The following is a 12722-nucleotide window of genomic DNA, read 5'->3' as shown; positions in this document are numbered from 1 at the left end:
GAGTCCGCCCGAGCCCACCCGTACCGCCCCGCAACGAAGAGGACATCGTGACCGACAGCTATCTCAACCTGGCCAACGGGACGCTCAAGCCCGTCTTCAAGAAGCTGGGCCTGCCCCAGCCGGCCATCCTCCGGCGCTACCGCCCCGGTAGCCCGCTCACCGTGGGCCCGGTCCTCGTGGTGTCCGACGACGCCTCGGCCGCCGACGCCGACGCCGTGGCCAAGGTCCTGTCCGGCTGGGACGTCGACGTCCGCCGCAGCCCGGAGACCGCCGACGGCGAGCGGTTCGGCGCCGTCGTGCTGGTGCTGACCGGTGCCGAGACGCCGTCGGCCGTGTCGGCCCCCGTGCTCACCGTCGCCGGCACGCTGCGGCGCCTGGCGGGCAACGGCCGGGTCGTGACGGTCTCCCGCGCCGTGGCCGAGGGCGACGCCCCGGTCCTGGCCGCGACCCGCGGCGGCGTCGAGGGTCTGGTCCGCTCGCTCGGCAAGGAGCTGCGCGGCGGGTCCACGGCCAACGGCATCCAGCTCACGGGCGGCGCGGCCGTCGACTCGGCCTCGGCCGTCGCCACGCTGCGCTTCTTCCTGTCCGCCAAGTCGGCGTACGTGGACGGCCAGCTCCTGCCCGTCGGCCCGTCCGACGCCGCCGGCCCGGTCGACTGGGAGACCCCGCTGGCCGGCCGGGTGGCCGTCGTCACCGGCGCCGCGCGCGGCATCGGCGCGGCGATCGCCCGGACGATGGCCCGCGACGGCGCCAAGGTGGTCGTGATCGACGTGCCGCCCGCCGGCGAGTCGCTCGCGGCCGTCGCGAACGAGATCGGCGGCGTCGCGCTCCAGCTCGACATCACCGCCGACGACGCGGCCGACAAGATCCTGGCCGCCACCAAGCCGCTCGGCGGCCTGGACATCCTGGTCCACAACGCCGGTATCACCCGGGACAAGCTGCTCGCCAACATGACGGCGGACAAGTGGGACCCGGTCATCGCCGTGAACCTCACCGCGCAGCTCCAGATCAACGAGCGCCTGCTCGCGGCCGGCGTCGAGGGCCTGCGGATCGTCTCGCTGGCCTCGACCACCGGCCTGGCCGGCAACCGGGGGCAGACCAACTACGGCTACACCAAGGCGGGCGTCATCGCGAACGCCGCCGCGGGCGCTCCGGTGCTCGCGGCCACGGGCGGCACCACGAACGCCGTCGCGCCCGGGTGGATCGAGACCGAGATGACCGCGAAGGTGCCCGCCCTCACCCGCACCGTGGCGCGCCGGATGCCGTCGCTGGGCCAGGGTGGCCTGCCGGTCGACATCGCCGAGGCGATCTCCTTCCTCGCGTCCGAGCCGGCGTCCGGCATCAACGGGCAGACCCTGCGGGTGTGCGGCCAGCACATGGTGGGCAAGTGACCGTGCGCGGAACGGAGCGTCGCGGAGGCGCACCAACGGCAGAGCTGCCGGCGTCGTACGGCGTGACCGAGCTGCCCGAGGTGCCGAGGCTGGGCGGGCTCTTCACGAAGGGTGTCGCCGGGTCGCCCGGCAAGCGCCCGAAGGGCGAGGTCCGGCTGCCCGAGGTGGCGTACCGCGTCGCCCGCGTGGACACCGCGGGCGAGGCGGCGCACCTGGCCGCGTACCAGGAGCTGCTGGGCGAGCCGTCGTCCGACGTGCTGCCCGCCGGGTTCCTGCACGTGCTGGCGTTCCCGGTGGCCACGGCCGTGATGGTGCGCGGCGACTTCCCGCTGCCGCTGCTCGGCATGGTGCACCTGCGGAACGTGGCCCGCGTGCTGCGCCCGGTGCGACTCGGCGAGACCGTCGAGGTGCGGGCGTGGGCGCAGGACGCCCGGGCGCACCGCCGGGGCGTCCAGGTGGACCTGGTCGCCGAGGTGCTGGTGGACGGCGTCCTCGCGTACCAGGGCGTCTCGACCTACCTCGCCAAGGGCTTCACGGCGCCCGACGGCGCGGCCCGGGCCGACGAGTCCCCGCGCGAGGAGTGGGCGGCGCCTCTGCCGACGGCGCGCTGGAAGCTCGGCCCGGGAACCGGGCGGGCCTACGGCGCGGTGTCGGGTGACCAGAACCCGATCCACACGTCGAGCCTGGGCGCCAAGGCGTTCGGCTTCCCGCGGGCCATCGCGCACGGGATGTACACCGCGGCGCGGGCGCTGGCCGAGGTCGGGCCCGCCCGGCGCGGCGAGGCGTACGAGTGGACGGTCGAGTTCTTCCGGCCGGTGCTGCTGCCCAGCACGGTCGACGTCGCGATCCGGAACGCGGCCGACGTGGACCCGGCGGGCCCGGCCGACGGCTTCGTGTACGACGGCTGGCGGTCGGGCAGGGGCACCCGCCACTTCCGGGGCACGATCCGGCCCCTCTGACCGACGCCAGGCCGGAATGTCCGACATCAGCCGGTGTCGAACTCCCCTTTGAGGCCCGGGTTTCTTCGCTTTGGGCGGCGCCAAAGCGAAGAAACCCGGGCCTCAAAGGGGAGGGTGTGTCCGCGCGGTCAGGCGCAGAACCCGGATGTGTCAGGCCGGGGCGCGCAGACGGGCGTGCCGGGGTGCGGAGGCGTCAGGCCGGGGCGCGGAGCGCCAGGCGTGGGAGCAGGATCTGCTCCCAGAGGACCGCCCGCTTGGGGCGGAAGAAGCCCGAGTGCCCGATGCGGGTCAGGCCGTGGTCGGCGGCGCGCATCTCAACGAGCTCCACCTCGGTGCCCGGGAACTCGCGGCTCCAGTACCGGATCGACTCCGGGGAGATCAGCTCGTCGTCGGCGGTCCACAGGGCGGTGACCGGCGTCTCGACCTTCGCGAACCGGTCCCGCAGCTCGGGGAGCTCGCTGAACAGGTAGTCCGGGTGCAGGCACCAGCGGCCCCACTGGCGCATGACGCCGCCGGGCAGGTCGTCCAGGATCCGCAGCCGCCGGCCCGGGTAGTAGCCCACCAGCGCCGTCGCGGTCGGCGCGATGACGCGCCACAGCAGGGGCGACCACGTCCGGATGGGCGGCGCCGCCTTGCCCCGCCAGCCCGTTCCCGAGGTCACCATCACGCAGCGGTCGACGCCGACGTCGGCCAGGAAGCCGAGGCTCTGGCCGCCGAACGAGTGGCCGACCCAGGTGAGCGGGACGCCGTCGGCATCGGCCCGGGCGCGCGCGTGCAGTGCCGCGGCCTCGGCGTCGTGGTACCAGTCGAGGGCGGTGACCGTGGAGTCCCGCAGGGGGCCGTAGAGCTCCGGCTCCGAGCCGCGGTAGGAGAAGGTGAGCACCGCGAACCCGCGCCCGGCGAGCCACGCGGCGGTGTGCCGGTAGAACCGCATCGGCATGGCCATGGCCGGGGCGATCGCCACGACGCCGACCGGGGCGCCGTCCGGCAGGAACCAGCGGCCCGCGACCCGCTCGCCGCCGTCGGCGAGGAAGCTCACGTCTTCGGTGCTCACGTCCGGGAGGCTACCAACCGGCTCGGCCCGCCCGGCCCACGCGCGCCCACAGAGGGGACAAAAGCGTCGAAGCGCACCCCTGGCGTATCCTCGCCACGGCACGGTGAAATTCATCCGGCGGGAGGATGACATGCTCAGTGACGTGCTCGGCCTGACCAAGTCGCAGTCGCTCGCGTACCGCGAGCTCGTGGCGTCACCCTCGCTCGACTCCGCGGAGCTGGCACACCGGCTCGGGTGCGACCCGGGCGACGCCCTGGACGTGCTCCGGACGCTGGAGAGTCACGGCCTCGCGGCCCGGCAGAGTGCGGACGACTCCAGGTTCCAGGCCGCTCCCCCCGAGATCGCGCTGGGCGCGCTCCTCGCCCGGCGCAAGGACGAGATCCGCGCGGCGCAGGTCGAGCTGATCGAGCTGGAGGAGGACTTCCGGCGCTCGTCGGCGCTGCGGCCGGCGACCGACGTCGTCGACGTGGTGCGCGGGGCGGAGGCCGTGAAGCACCGCATCATGCAGCTCCAGCTCGGCGCGCGCGAGACGGTCGAGTCGTTCACCAAGCCGCCGGTCTTCGTGCTGTCCGCCGAGGACAACACGGCCGAGGACCAGGCCGTCGCGCGCGGCGTCCGGTACCGGGTGGTGGTGGACCGCGTTTTCCTGGACACGGGCATGATGCGCGTGGACGACGTCGCGGCGGCCATCGACAACGGCGAGGAGGTGCGGTTCTCCGAGCGGGTGCCGATCAAGCTGTTCATCATCGACCGCCGGCTCGCGTTCGTGCCGATCCAGACCGTGGTCGACGCCGAGGACTCCGACCTCACGCCCGACCTGGTGGGCGCGCTGATCATCCACCCCTCCGGGCTGCTCGACGCCCTCATCGCCCTGTTCGAGGCGGTGTGGCGCGACGCCACCCCGTTCGCGCGACCCGGCGAGCCGGAGGGCGGCGGCGAGCTCGAGTACCAGGACGCCCGGATCCTCGGGCTCATGCTCGTGGGCCTCACGGACCAGTCGGTGGCCAACCAGCTCGGCCTCTCGCTGCGGACGGTGCAGCGCCGCGTCAAGGTGCTCATGGACATCGCCGGCGTCTCGACGCGCATCCAGCTCGGCTGGCACGCCGCCCGCAAGGGCTGGATCTGACGGCACCCCCGTGACAGCGTGTGGCCATGACCACACTGGCGTGCATCATCCGCCCCTCGACCCCGCCGTCCCGCGTCATCCCGCTCGCCCGCGCCGTCGAGGCCGCGGGCATCGAGGAGATCTGGCTCTGGGAGGACTGCTTCCAGACCGGCGGCATCTCCGCCGCGAGCGCGATCCTGGCCGCGACCGACCACGTGCGCGTCGGGATCGGCGTGCTGCCGACGCCCCTGCGGAACGTCGCCCTCACCGCGATGGAGGTCGCCACCGTCGACGGGATGTTCCCCGGCCGGCTCGTCCCCGGGATCGGGCACGGCGTGCAGTCCTGGATGGCGCAGGTCGGCGTGAAGGCGACGTCTCCCCTGACCCTGATGAGCGAGTACGCGACGACGCTGCGCGCGCTGCTCGCGGGAGAGCGGGTGACGACGTCGGGCCGGTACGTGACCCTGGACGACGTGAAGCTCGACTGGCCGCCCGCCCGGCCCGTGCGCGTGCCGGTCGCCGCGACGGGACCCAAGTCGCTGCGCCTCGCGGGCGAGGTGGGCGACGGCGTGGTGCTGGAGGGTTCCGTCGGCCTGGTCGGGCTCCCGGCAGCGCTGGAGCGGGTGGCCGAGGGCCGGGCCGCGGCGGGACGCCAGGCCGAGGACTTCTCGGTGGTCCAGTTCGTCTCCGGCGGCACGGGTCCCGGCGCCGCCGAGCGGCTGCGCGCCGAGCTCACCACCTGGGGCCAGGACGTGGCGGACGACGAGCGGCTCGCGGGCTACGCCGTCTGGGGCGACGCGCTGGCGCTGGCCGACGGCGTGCGCCGGTTCGGCGCGGCAGGCGCCGACACCGTGGCGATCCAGCCGACCGAGGACGACCCCGACCTGGAGCGGCTCGCCGAGGTGCTGGGCGAGGCGCGGGAGATGCTGGCGCGGGACTGAGGACTCGGGCCGACGGCGCGGGCCGTCGGCCCGGGCGGCCGGACATTCGGCCTCACCCAAAGGACGTTGAGCCCCGCCCGCCCGTGCCGCAGCGTGGACCGGGCCGGGCGGGACCGTCCCTCCGGCCACGAAGGAGGTTCACGATGAACAAGCTCGTACGGGTGGCCGCCGCTGGTACCGCGGCCCTTCTCACGACGGCCGCCGGGGTGCTCGGCGCCGGGGCGGCCGCGGCCGCCGACCGGGAGTACGGCACGGACGGGACGCGGGTCACGTCCGTCGGCCAGGACGACCGGGACCTCGGCACGGACGGCACGCGGGTGACGTCCGACAACAAGGACTGGTCGGCCGGGACGGACGGGACCCGTGTGACGTCCGTCGAGGACGACCGCGAGTACTGAGCCCGCGCGGCACGACGCCGGGGTCGCACCGTCATGTGGCGGTGCGACCCCGGCGTCGTGTGGGTCAGACGATCAGAGGTCGCGCGGCGGGGCGAACGAGCCCGGGGTGCCGGGTGCGACGGTGGGCGTGTTGTTCGGCTCCACGACGGGCCTGGCGGCAGCGGAACCGTCCGACAGATGGCCCAGGAAACCCTCCACGCGTGACCGCATGGGGCCGATCAGCGCACCGCCGACACCGACGATGAGAATGCCGGCCACCGTGGCCAGGAATGCGATGAGCACGGGCATTGTCACGGTGGTGCCGATGCCGATCTGGTTCACGGCGGCGATAACACCCAGCGCGATGATGAAGAAGGACACCGTCTTCGCCACGAGCGGGCCGTAGGAAACGCGGCTCATGGTGTTCATGAGAAGGTCCTTCACCGCATTCGCGATGGCACCCGCGATCACGACGATGATGATCGCGACGACGAGGCTCGGGAGCCACGCCACGATCTGGTTCACGATCGCGCTCACCGGGTTGGTGGGCCCGAACGCGCTCAGCGCGAGCTGGAGCGTGATCAGCAGGATGAAGTAGTAGATGATCTTCGTGAGCAGCGCGATCGGCTCGATGCCCGACCCGGCGAGGAGGCGGTTCGCTCCCGCGCGCTCGAGCACCCTGTTGAAGCCGATCCGCGTGAGGATCATGCCCACGAACCGGGCGATCGCCTTGGCGATGAAGTACCCGATGAGGAATATCACCAGGAACACGAGGAGCTTCGGGATGAAGCTCGCGACCGCACCGAGCGCGTTCGTGAGCGGCGCCAGCCAGTCGACCTGGTTCGGCACGACGAGTGCCGTATTGAAGAATGTCATAGTGCTCTCCCCCTTCGAGATATTTCTGCGCACCTCGCGCGCACCGTGACGGCGCGGGCGCAAAGGTGACAGCTCGGCACGAACATATGCCGGAGAAGCGCATTCTGCGCGGCAGAATGGGAATACGCGGAGCGCCAATTGTCCGTACCTGGACACATCAGTGCAGGTCACAACGTTGAATGCGATGTGTCAAAAAGCGTCTAGCCTGACGGGATGGATGCCCTGCACGAGCGGACCGCCGTCGAGCTCCGCGACCTTCTCGCCGCCGGAGAGCTCACCCCCACCGAGGTCACCGAGCACTTCCTCGACCGGATCGAGCGGCTGAACCCTGCGGTCGGCGCGTTCGCGACCGTCACCCCGGAGCGGGCACGGAAGCGGGCGGCCGAGCTCCAGGAGACGTGCGGGGCGGGTTCCGGCGGGGACACGCCGCCGCCGTCGGGCAGCCTGTGGGGCCTGCCCACCGGGGACAAGGACCTGTGGAACCGCGCGGGCGTACCGACCGGCTTCGGGTCGCGCGCCTTCGCGGGGCTGCCGCCTGCCGAGGAGAGCGACGAGATCGTGCAGGTGCTCGACGACGCCGGGATTGTCAGCCTCGGCAAGACCGCCGCGCCGGAGCTGGGCTTCCCCGCCTACACCGAGCCGGTCGGCGCCGCCCCGGCGCGCACCCCCTGGGACCTGGGCCGCGGGGCAGGCGGCTCCAGCGGCGGGGCGGCCGCCGCCGTCGCGGCGGGCATGCTGCCCTTTGCGCCCGGATCCGACGGCGGCGGGTCGATCCGCATCCCTGCGGCGGCCTGCGGCGTCGTCGGCCTCAAGCCCACGCGCGGGCTGCTGCCCGCGGGCAGCGGCGTCGACTCGCTGGGCGGGCTGGTCGTGAACGGGCCGATCGCGCGCACCGTCGCCGACACCGCCCTGCTGCTGGAGGCGATGCTCCCCCGGCGCGCCGGGGGCGGCGTCGCGCACCCGTACACGCTGCGGGCGCCGTCGTACGCGGCCGGGGCCTACCTCGCGGCCGCGCAGCGGGCCGAGCTGCCGGACGAGGCGGGCGGCCCGCGGGCAGCCCGCCTCGGCGTGACCACCTCGTCCGCGTGGGACGGCTTCTACGACATCGCCGTGTCCCCCGAGGCGCGCGCCGCGCTGGACGCCGGGGTGGGCGCCCTGGCCGGGGTGGGGCACGAGGTGGAGCAGACGGTGCTGGCCGAGGCGCCCGAGTACGCCCCGGCGTTCCGGACCCTGTGGATGGGCGGCGCGTCGGCCGTGCCGATCGACGACCCGGAGACGCTCGGCAGGCTGGAGCCACTCACGCAGTGGCTCATCCGGTCGGGCCGCGAGGTGCCCGCGCGGGAGCTCGCCGAGGCGGTGCGCACGCTCACCGGCTTCGAGCGCTCGCTCGTGGCGCAGGTCAGCGCCTACGACGCCGTCGTGACCCCCGCACTGGCGCTCACCCCGCGGCCGATCGGGTGGTACGACGCCGAGGACCCGGAGCGGAACTTCGAGCAGCAGTGCCAGTACACACCCTTCACGTCGATGCTCAACGTCGCCGGGCTGCCCGCGATCACCGTGCCGACCCACTGGACCGCGCCCACCGCCGAGGCGCCGGCCGGGCTGCCGATGGGGGTGCAGATCGTCGGCCGGCCGGGCGGTGAGCTCACGCTGCTGGCGCTGGCGGCGCAGATCGAGGCGGCGATCCCCCGCCCGCGCGCCTTCCCGCTCTGACGGGTCAGACGTACGGGTCCCCGGAGGGACCTGTACGTCTGACCCTTCGGTGGTGGCCGAATCTGGTTCCGCGTCCCTGGCTGCGCGTGGTTGGGTACCCCTAGCGGGTATCTGGACGCGACGGTGCCGACGCGCCGGGACAGGGAGGACGGAGCCATGGCCGAGACGTTCGAGACGACCGCCCCCGCGCGGCCGAGCCGGTGGACCGGGACCTGGCCCACCAACACCGCCTGGATCGTGCTGGGTGTGCTGACGGGCTTCGCCCTGCTGGTGGGCGGGACGGCGATCGTGGGCGGCACCTGGCAGGACGCCGTCGCCGAGGACCCGACCACCGCGATCGGCGTCGCGACGCTGTGCTACCTGGCCGCCGCCGTCACCGGCGTCCGCTGGACGGCCTGGCTCGTCGCCCTCCTGGCGTCCGCGATCCCCGTCGCGTCCGAGCTGCTGGACACGCCGCGCTGGATCGCGTTCGTCCTGGTGGGGCTGGTCCTGGCCGGCATCGGGCTGGCCCGCGGACGTCGGGCGACGTGGCCGCAGGCCGCCGCGATGGCCGGCTTCTTCGGGGTCGCGACGGCGGCCCTGTTCCTGGAGCCGCGTCTCGGGCTGGCCCTCGCGGGCCTCGCCCTCGCCGCGCACGCCGGGTGGGACGTGGTGCACTACCGCCGCGACGTGGTGGTGAACCGTTCGCTCGCGCTGTGGTGCATCGGCCTGGACCTCACGATGGGCGGCATCTGCGTGGCGCTGGCGCTGTAGCCGTCAGTCCTCGTCCGGGAGGCAGCCGAAGGCCTCGTCGAAGCCCAGGGCGGCCGTCGCCAGCAGGCCCGCGAGGCCGGAGCCCTCGGGCACCGGACGCGGGTCGTCGGTCACGACCCACAGCCCGTCGACGACGTCGTACCCGGCCTGCGGACCCTCGTCGACCAGGCGGCCGACGGCGGCGATCAGCCGCTCGATCTCCTCGCCCGCGGTGCCGACGCCGACCGACGCACGCACCGCGCCGGCGTCGAAGCCGAGCCGGCCGAGGAGCGGGTGCGCGCAGAAGCGGCCGTCCCGGACGCCGATGCCGTGCTCCGCGGACAGGTACGCGGCGACGAGGCCCGGGTCGTACCCGGTCACGGTGAAGGTGACGACGCCGACCGGGTCGACGGCGTCGGCCCAGACCCGCACGACCTCGACGCGGTCGATCGCCTCCAGCCCCGACACGAGCCGGCGGCGCAGGGCGTTCTCGTGCGCGACGACCTCGGCCGGGTCGAGCGCTGCCAGCTCCTCGCAGGCCGCCGCGAGCGCCACCGCGCCGATCACGTTGGGCGAGCCGGCCTCGTGGCGGGCGGGCCCCTCGTGCCAGTCGGTGCCGCTCACGCGCACGCGCCGGACGGCGCCGCCGCCCGCGAGGTAGGGCGTGCCCTGGTCGAGCCAGTCGCGGTGGCCCACCAGCACGCCGGCGCCGAACGGGGCGTAGGTCTTGTGCCCGGAGAAGGCGAGGTAGTCCACGCCGGTGGACTCCAGCGAGATGCGGCGGTGCGGCACGAGCTGGGCGCCGTCGAGCACCACGCGCGCGCCGAACTCGTGGGCGACGGCGACGATCTCGGCGATCGGGAGGGACTCGCCGGTCACGTTCGAGGCGCCGGTCAGGGCCAGGAGGGCGTACGGGCGGTCCGCCGCGGTGTCGGCCAGCTCCTCCCGGATCTGGGCGATGGTCTCGGCCACGGTGGCACCGCCGGTCAGCACGGTCGCGCCGGTCGTGCGCTGCCAGGGCAGCAGGTTCGCGTGGTGCTCCACGTCGAGCACCAGCACGCGGCCGGGCTCGCCGTCGGGCTGGGCGGGGACGCAGCCGGCGAGGAGGTTGAGCGAGTCGGTGGTGTTCCGGGTGATGATCGTCAGGTCGTCCTCGCGGGCGCCGACGAACGCGCCGATGGTGCGGCGCGCGGTCTCGTAGAGCGCCGTGCTCACCTGGGAGAGGTAGCCGGCGCCGCGGTGCACGCTGGCGTACAGCGGCAGCACCTGGGTGACCCGGTCGGCGACGGCTTGCAGGGCCGGGGCCGACGCGGCGACGTCGAGGTTCGCGTACGAGACCTGCGTGCCGTCCACGAGGGGGACGAGCGTCCCGCCGCCGACGACGGGGCGCAGCGGGGCGAGGCCGGTCACCGTGGTGGCACGGCTGAGGGTGGGAGCAGACATGGCGTCCTCCAGCACAGTCCTGGGGGAGGTTCCCCCGCGCTTGCCGCACGCGGACTGCGCGCGGCCTGGTCGTCACCCGGGGCACCCCACCGCGGAGGGAGGGTTGCCGGCCAGCGAGCCGGGGCTTGACGCTGGCGCTCATGACCTGCGGCCATCCTGTGCTGCGGGCAAAACACCTGTCAACGCATGTCTCAGATGCTGGTCCCACGATCCGGTCGGCTCGTTCCCTACTGTTTTACTCGGGTTGCCTGTCGAGACACTGTTCCACCCACCGGACACCATGTCGTAGGGTGGGCAACGACCATCCCGAGCGGCCGAGTGACGTGGCACGACGACGCCGCAGCAACCCAGCGTTCCCCGCAGCAGCGGAGGACGGACGAGGGTGCTACCGCCACGACCGATGGAGGAGCATCATGAGCGATCCCGCGCGCGTCGAAGCACGACCGGCCGACGGCTACGCCGGCGACATCACGCCTCAGCAGGCCTGGGACCTGCTCGCCGGCGACCCGGACGCCACGCTCGTGGACGTCCGTACCGAGGGCGAGTGGCGCACGATCGGCATCCCGGACACGGCGTCGCTGGAGAAGCAGCCCGTGTTCTCCGAGTGGGTGCGGGCCGGCGGCGTGCCCAACCCGCGGTTCCTGGAGGAGCTCCGGGCGGCCGGCGTGACCGACGGGCCCCTCGTCTTCCTGTGCCGCTCCGGCCAGCGCTCGATCGCGGCGGCGCGGCTCGCCACGGCGTCGGGCATCGCGCCGTCGTACAACGTGCTGGAGGGTTTCGAGGGTGCGCCCGGGGCCGACGGCGTCCGGGACCAGCAGGGCTGGAAGGTCGCCGGCCTGCCGTGGACGGCGGGCCCCGCGTGACCGTCACCGGCGCGTTCCCGCCCGGCGCGAACCCCGGCGGTTCCGGCCGCAAGCCGCTGCCCGACGGCGTCCGCCCGGCGACGCTCGCCGTGCGCGGCGGCCACCAGCGCAGCGAGTTCCAGGAGACGAGCGAGGCGCTGTTCCTCACGCAGGGCTACGTCTACGACAACGCCGCGGAGGCCGAGGCCGCGTTCAAGGGCGACGTCGACCGGTTCGTCTACTCGCGCTACGGCAACCCGACGGTGCACACCTTCGAGGAGCGTCTGCGCCAGCTCGAGGGCGCCGACGCCTGCTACGCGACCGCCACCGGCATGTCCGCGGTGTTCACGTCGCTGGCCGCTCTCGTGAGCTCCGGCTCCCGGATCGTGGCCGCCCGGGCGCTGTTCGGGTCCAGCGTGGTGATCTTCGAGGAGATCTTCAAGAAGTGGGGCGTGCGCACCGACTACGTGGACGGGCACGTGCTGTCCCAGTGGGAGGACGCGCTCTCGACGCCCGCGGACGTGGTGTTCTTCGAGACGCCCTCGAACCCGATGCAGGACATCGTGGACGTCCGCGCCGTCGTGGACCTGGCGCACGCCGCCGGGGCGGTCGTGGTGCTGGACAATGTGTTCGCCACCCCGCTGCTGCAGAAGCCGCTCGAGCTGGGCGCCGACGTGGTCGTCTACTCGGCGACCAAGCACATCGACGGTCAGGGCCGCGTGCTGGGCGGCGCGATCCTCGGTTCCACGGAGTACATCACGGGCCCCGTGCAGACGTTCATCCGCAACACCGGGCCGTCGCTGGCGCCGTTCAACGCGTGGACCCTGCTCAAGGGCCTGGAGACGCTGCCGGTGCGCGTCGCCGCCCAGAGCGCGAGCGCCCTCGCCGTCGCGCAGGCCCTGGAGGAGCTGCCCGCCGTGGGCACCGTGCGCTACCCGTTCCTCGACTCCCACCCGCAGGCCGACCTGGCACGGTCGCAGATGAGCGGGGGCGGCACCGTCGTGACGTTCGACCTGGCGGTCCCCGAGGGCACGGACGACGACGCCGCGAAGCGGCACACGTTCGCGTTCCTCGACGCCCTGCGGCTGGTCGACATCTCGAACAACCTCGGCGACGCGAAGTCCCTGATCACCCACCCCGCGACGACCACGCACCGCAAGCTGGGCGCGCCCGGCCGGGCCGCCGTGGGCATCGCGGAGACGACCGTTCGCCTCTCGGTGGGCCTGGAGGACGTCCAGGACATCATCGAGGACGTCGAGCAGGCGCTGGCCTCGGCGGGGTAGGCCGTC

At 73.6% G+C, this 12722-nt stretch carries 12 protein-coding genes and 1 riboswitch; of the genes, 9 read left to right on the top strand and 3 right to left on the bottom strand.

Features of this window, described 5'->3' with window-relative positions:
- The first annotated feature begins 47 nt into the window (after positions 1-47).
- Together ACH45N_RS02600 and ACH45N_RS02595 are read left to right on the top strand one after the other, a co-directional pair.
- Positions 48-1391 carry a 3-oxoacyl-ACP reductase gene (locus ACH45N_RS02600; protein WP_397390870.1) on the top strand — a complete coding sequence of 448 codons (1344 nt, stop codon included), beginning with the start codon at positions 48-50 and terminating at the stop codon, positions 1389-1391.
- Positions 1388-2350: a MaoC family dehydratase gene (locus tag ACH45N_RS02595; RefSeq protein WP_397390868.1), complete on the top strand. Its 963-nt coding sequence runs from the start codon at positions 1388-1390 to the stop codon at positions 2348-2350. Before ACH45N_RS02600 ends, ACH45N_RS02595 begins: the two co-directional genes overlap by 4 nt.
- 193 nt (positions 2351-2543) lie before the next feature.
- Here ACH45N_RS02595 and ACH45N_RS02590 read toward each other — a convergent pair whose 3' ends face one another.
- A complete protein-coding gene (locus ACH45N_RS02590) occupies positions 2544-3404 on the bottom strand; it encodes a hypothetical protein (RefSeq protein WP_397390866.1) in 861 nt (286 codons plus the stop codon).
- A gap of 130 nt (positions 3405-3534) precedes the next feature.
- On the opposite strand from ACH45N_RS02590, the gene ACH45N_RS02585 reads away from it, so the two are divergent.
- From ACH45N_RS02585 to ACH45N_RS02575, 3 genes are all read left to right on the top strand, one after another.
- The gene (locus ACH45N_RS02585) at positions 3535-4530 is read left to right on the top strand and encodes a helix-turn-helix domain-containing protein (RefSeq protein WP_397390864.1); all 996 of its coding nucleotides are present in this window, start codon (positions 3535-3537) and stop codon (positions 4528-4530) included.
- Between the two features lie 26 nt (positions 4531-4556).
- Entirely contained in the window at positions 4557-5450 is an 894-nt protein-coding gene (locus tag ACH45N_RS02580) for an LLM class flavin-dependent oxidoreductase (RefSeq protein WP_397390862.1), read from the top strand.
- Between the two features lie 143 nt (positions 5451-5593).
- Positions 5594-5848 (top strand): hypothetical protein, encoded by a 255-nt coding sequence (locus ACH45N_RS02575; protein WP_397390860.1) that lies wholly within the window; start codon positions 5594-5596, stop codon positions 5846-5848.
- A gap of 72 nt (positions 5849-5920) precedes the next feature.
- Here ACH45N_RS02575 and ACH45N_RS02570 read toward each other — a convergent pair whose 3' ends face one another.
- The gene (locus ACH45N_RS02570) at positions 5921-6703 is read right to left on the bottom strand and encodes a hypothetical protein (protein ID WP_397390858.1); all 783 of its coding nucleotides are present in this window, start codon (positions 6701-6703) and stop codon (positions 5921-5923) included.
- Positions 6704-6916: 213 nt separating this feature from the next.
- Here ACH45N_RS02570 and ACH45N_RS02565 point away from each other — a divergent pair, with 213 nt between their 5' ends.
- Positions 6917-8416 carry an amidase gene (locus ACH45N_RS02565; RefSeq protein WP_397390856.1) on the top strand — a complete coding sequence of 500 codons (1500 nt, stop codon included), beginning with the start codon at positions 6917-6919 and terminating at the stop codon, positions 8414-8416.
- A gap of 156 nt (positions 8417-8572) precedes the next feature.
- Positions 8573-9169, top strand: a complete 597-nt coding sequence (locus tag ACH45N_RS02560; RefSeq protein ID WP_397390854.1) for a hypothetical protein — start codon at positions 8573-8575, stop codon at positions 9167-9169.
- Between the two features lie 3 nt (positions 9170-9172).
- Here ACH45N_RS02560 and ACH45N_RS02555 read toward each other — a convergent pair whose 3' ends face one another.
- Positions 9173-10591 carry an aminotransferase class V-fold PLP-dependent enzyme gene (locus tag ACH45N_RS02555; RefSeq protein ID WP_397390852.1) on the bottom strand — a complete coding sequence of 473 codons (1419 nt, stop codon included), beginning with the start codon at positions 10589-10591 and terminating at the stop codon, positions 9173-9175.
- A gap of 31 nt (positions 10592-10622) precedes the next feature.
- A riboswitch (SAM riboswitch) is annotated at positions 10623-10737 on the bottom strand.
- Between the two features lie 267 nt (positions 10738-11004).
- Here ACH45N_RS02555 and ACH45N_RS02550 point away from each other — a divergent pair.
- Entirely contained in the window at positions 11005-11454 is a 450-nt protein-coding gene (locus tag ACH45N_RS02550) for a rhodanese-like domain-containing protein (RefSeq protein ID WP_397390850.1), read from the top strand.
- The gene (locus ACH45N_RS02545; RefSeq protein WP_397390848.1) at positions 11451-12716 is read left to right on the top strand and encodes an O-succinylhomoserine sulfhydrylase; all 1266 of its coding nucleotides are present in this window, start codon (positions 11451-11453) and stop codon (positions 12714-12716) included. Before ACH45N_RS02550 ends, ACH45N_RS02545 begins: the two co-directional genes overlap by 4 nt.
- Positions 12717-12722: the final 6 nt, after the last annotated feature.

This window comes from Promicromonospora sp. NPDC019610, from assembly GCF_044389365.1.
GTDB lineage: Bacteria > Actinomycetota > Actinomycetes > Actinomycetales > Cellulomonadaceae > Promicromonospora.
The sequence above is the reverse complement of the archived record's forward strand: the minus strand, read 5'-3'. Positions and strand labels throughout refer to the sequence as shown.

Excerpts from the sequence above, each read along its gene's own strand:
- ACH45N_RS02570 (WP_397390858.1), bottom strand. The coding sequence starts at position 6,703 with ATGACATTCTTCAATACGGCACTCGTCGTGCCGAACCAGGTCGACTGG.
- ACH45N_RS02580 (WP_397390862.1), top strand. The coding sequence starts at position 4,557 with ATGACCACACTGGCGTGCATCATCCGCCCCTCGACCCCGCCGTCCCGC.
- ACH45N_RS02565 (WP_397390856.1), top strand. The coding sequence starts at position 6,917 with ATGGATGCCCTGCACGAGCGGACCGCCGTCGAGCTCCGCGACCTTCTC.
- ACH45N_RS02585 (WP_397390864.1), top strand. The coding sequence starts at position 3,535 with ATGCTCAGTGACGTGCTCGGCCTGACCAAGTCGCAGTCGCTCGCGTAC.
- ACH45N_RS02575 (WP_397390860.1), top strand. The coding sequence starts at position 5,594 with ATGAACAAGCTCGTACGGGTGGCCGCCGCTGGTACCGCGGCCCTTCTC.
- ACH45N_RS02550 (WP_397390850.1), top strand. The coding sequence starts at position 11,005 with ATGAGCGATCCCGCGCGCGTCGAAGCACGACCGGCCGACGGCTACGCC.
- ACH45N_RS02560 (WP_397390854.1), top strand. The coding sequence starts at position 8,573 with ATGGCCGAGACGTTCGAGACGACCGCCCCCGCGCGGCCGAGCCGGTGG.
- ACH45N_RS02555 (WP_397390852.1), bottom strand. The coding sequence starts at position 10,591 with ATGTCTGCTCCCACCCTCAGCCGTGCCACCACGGTGACCGGCCTCGCC.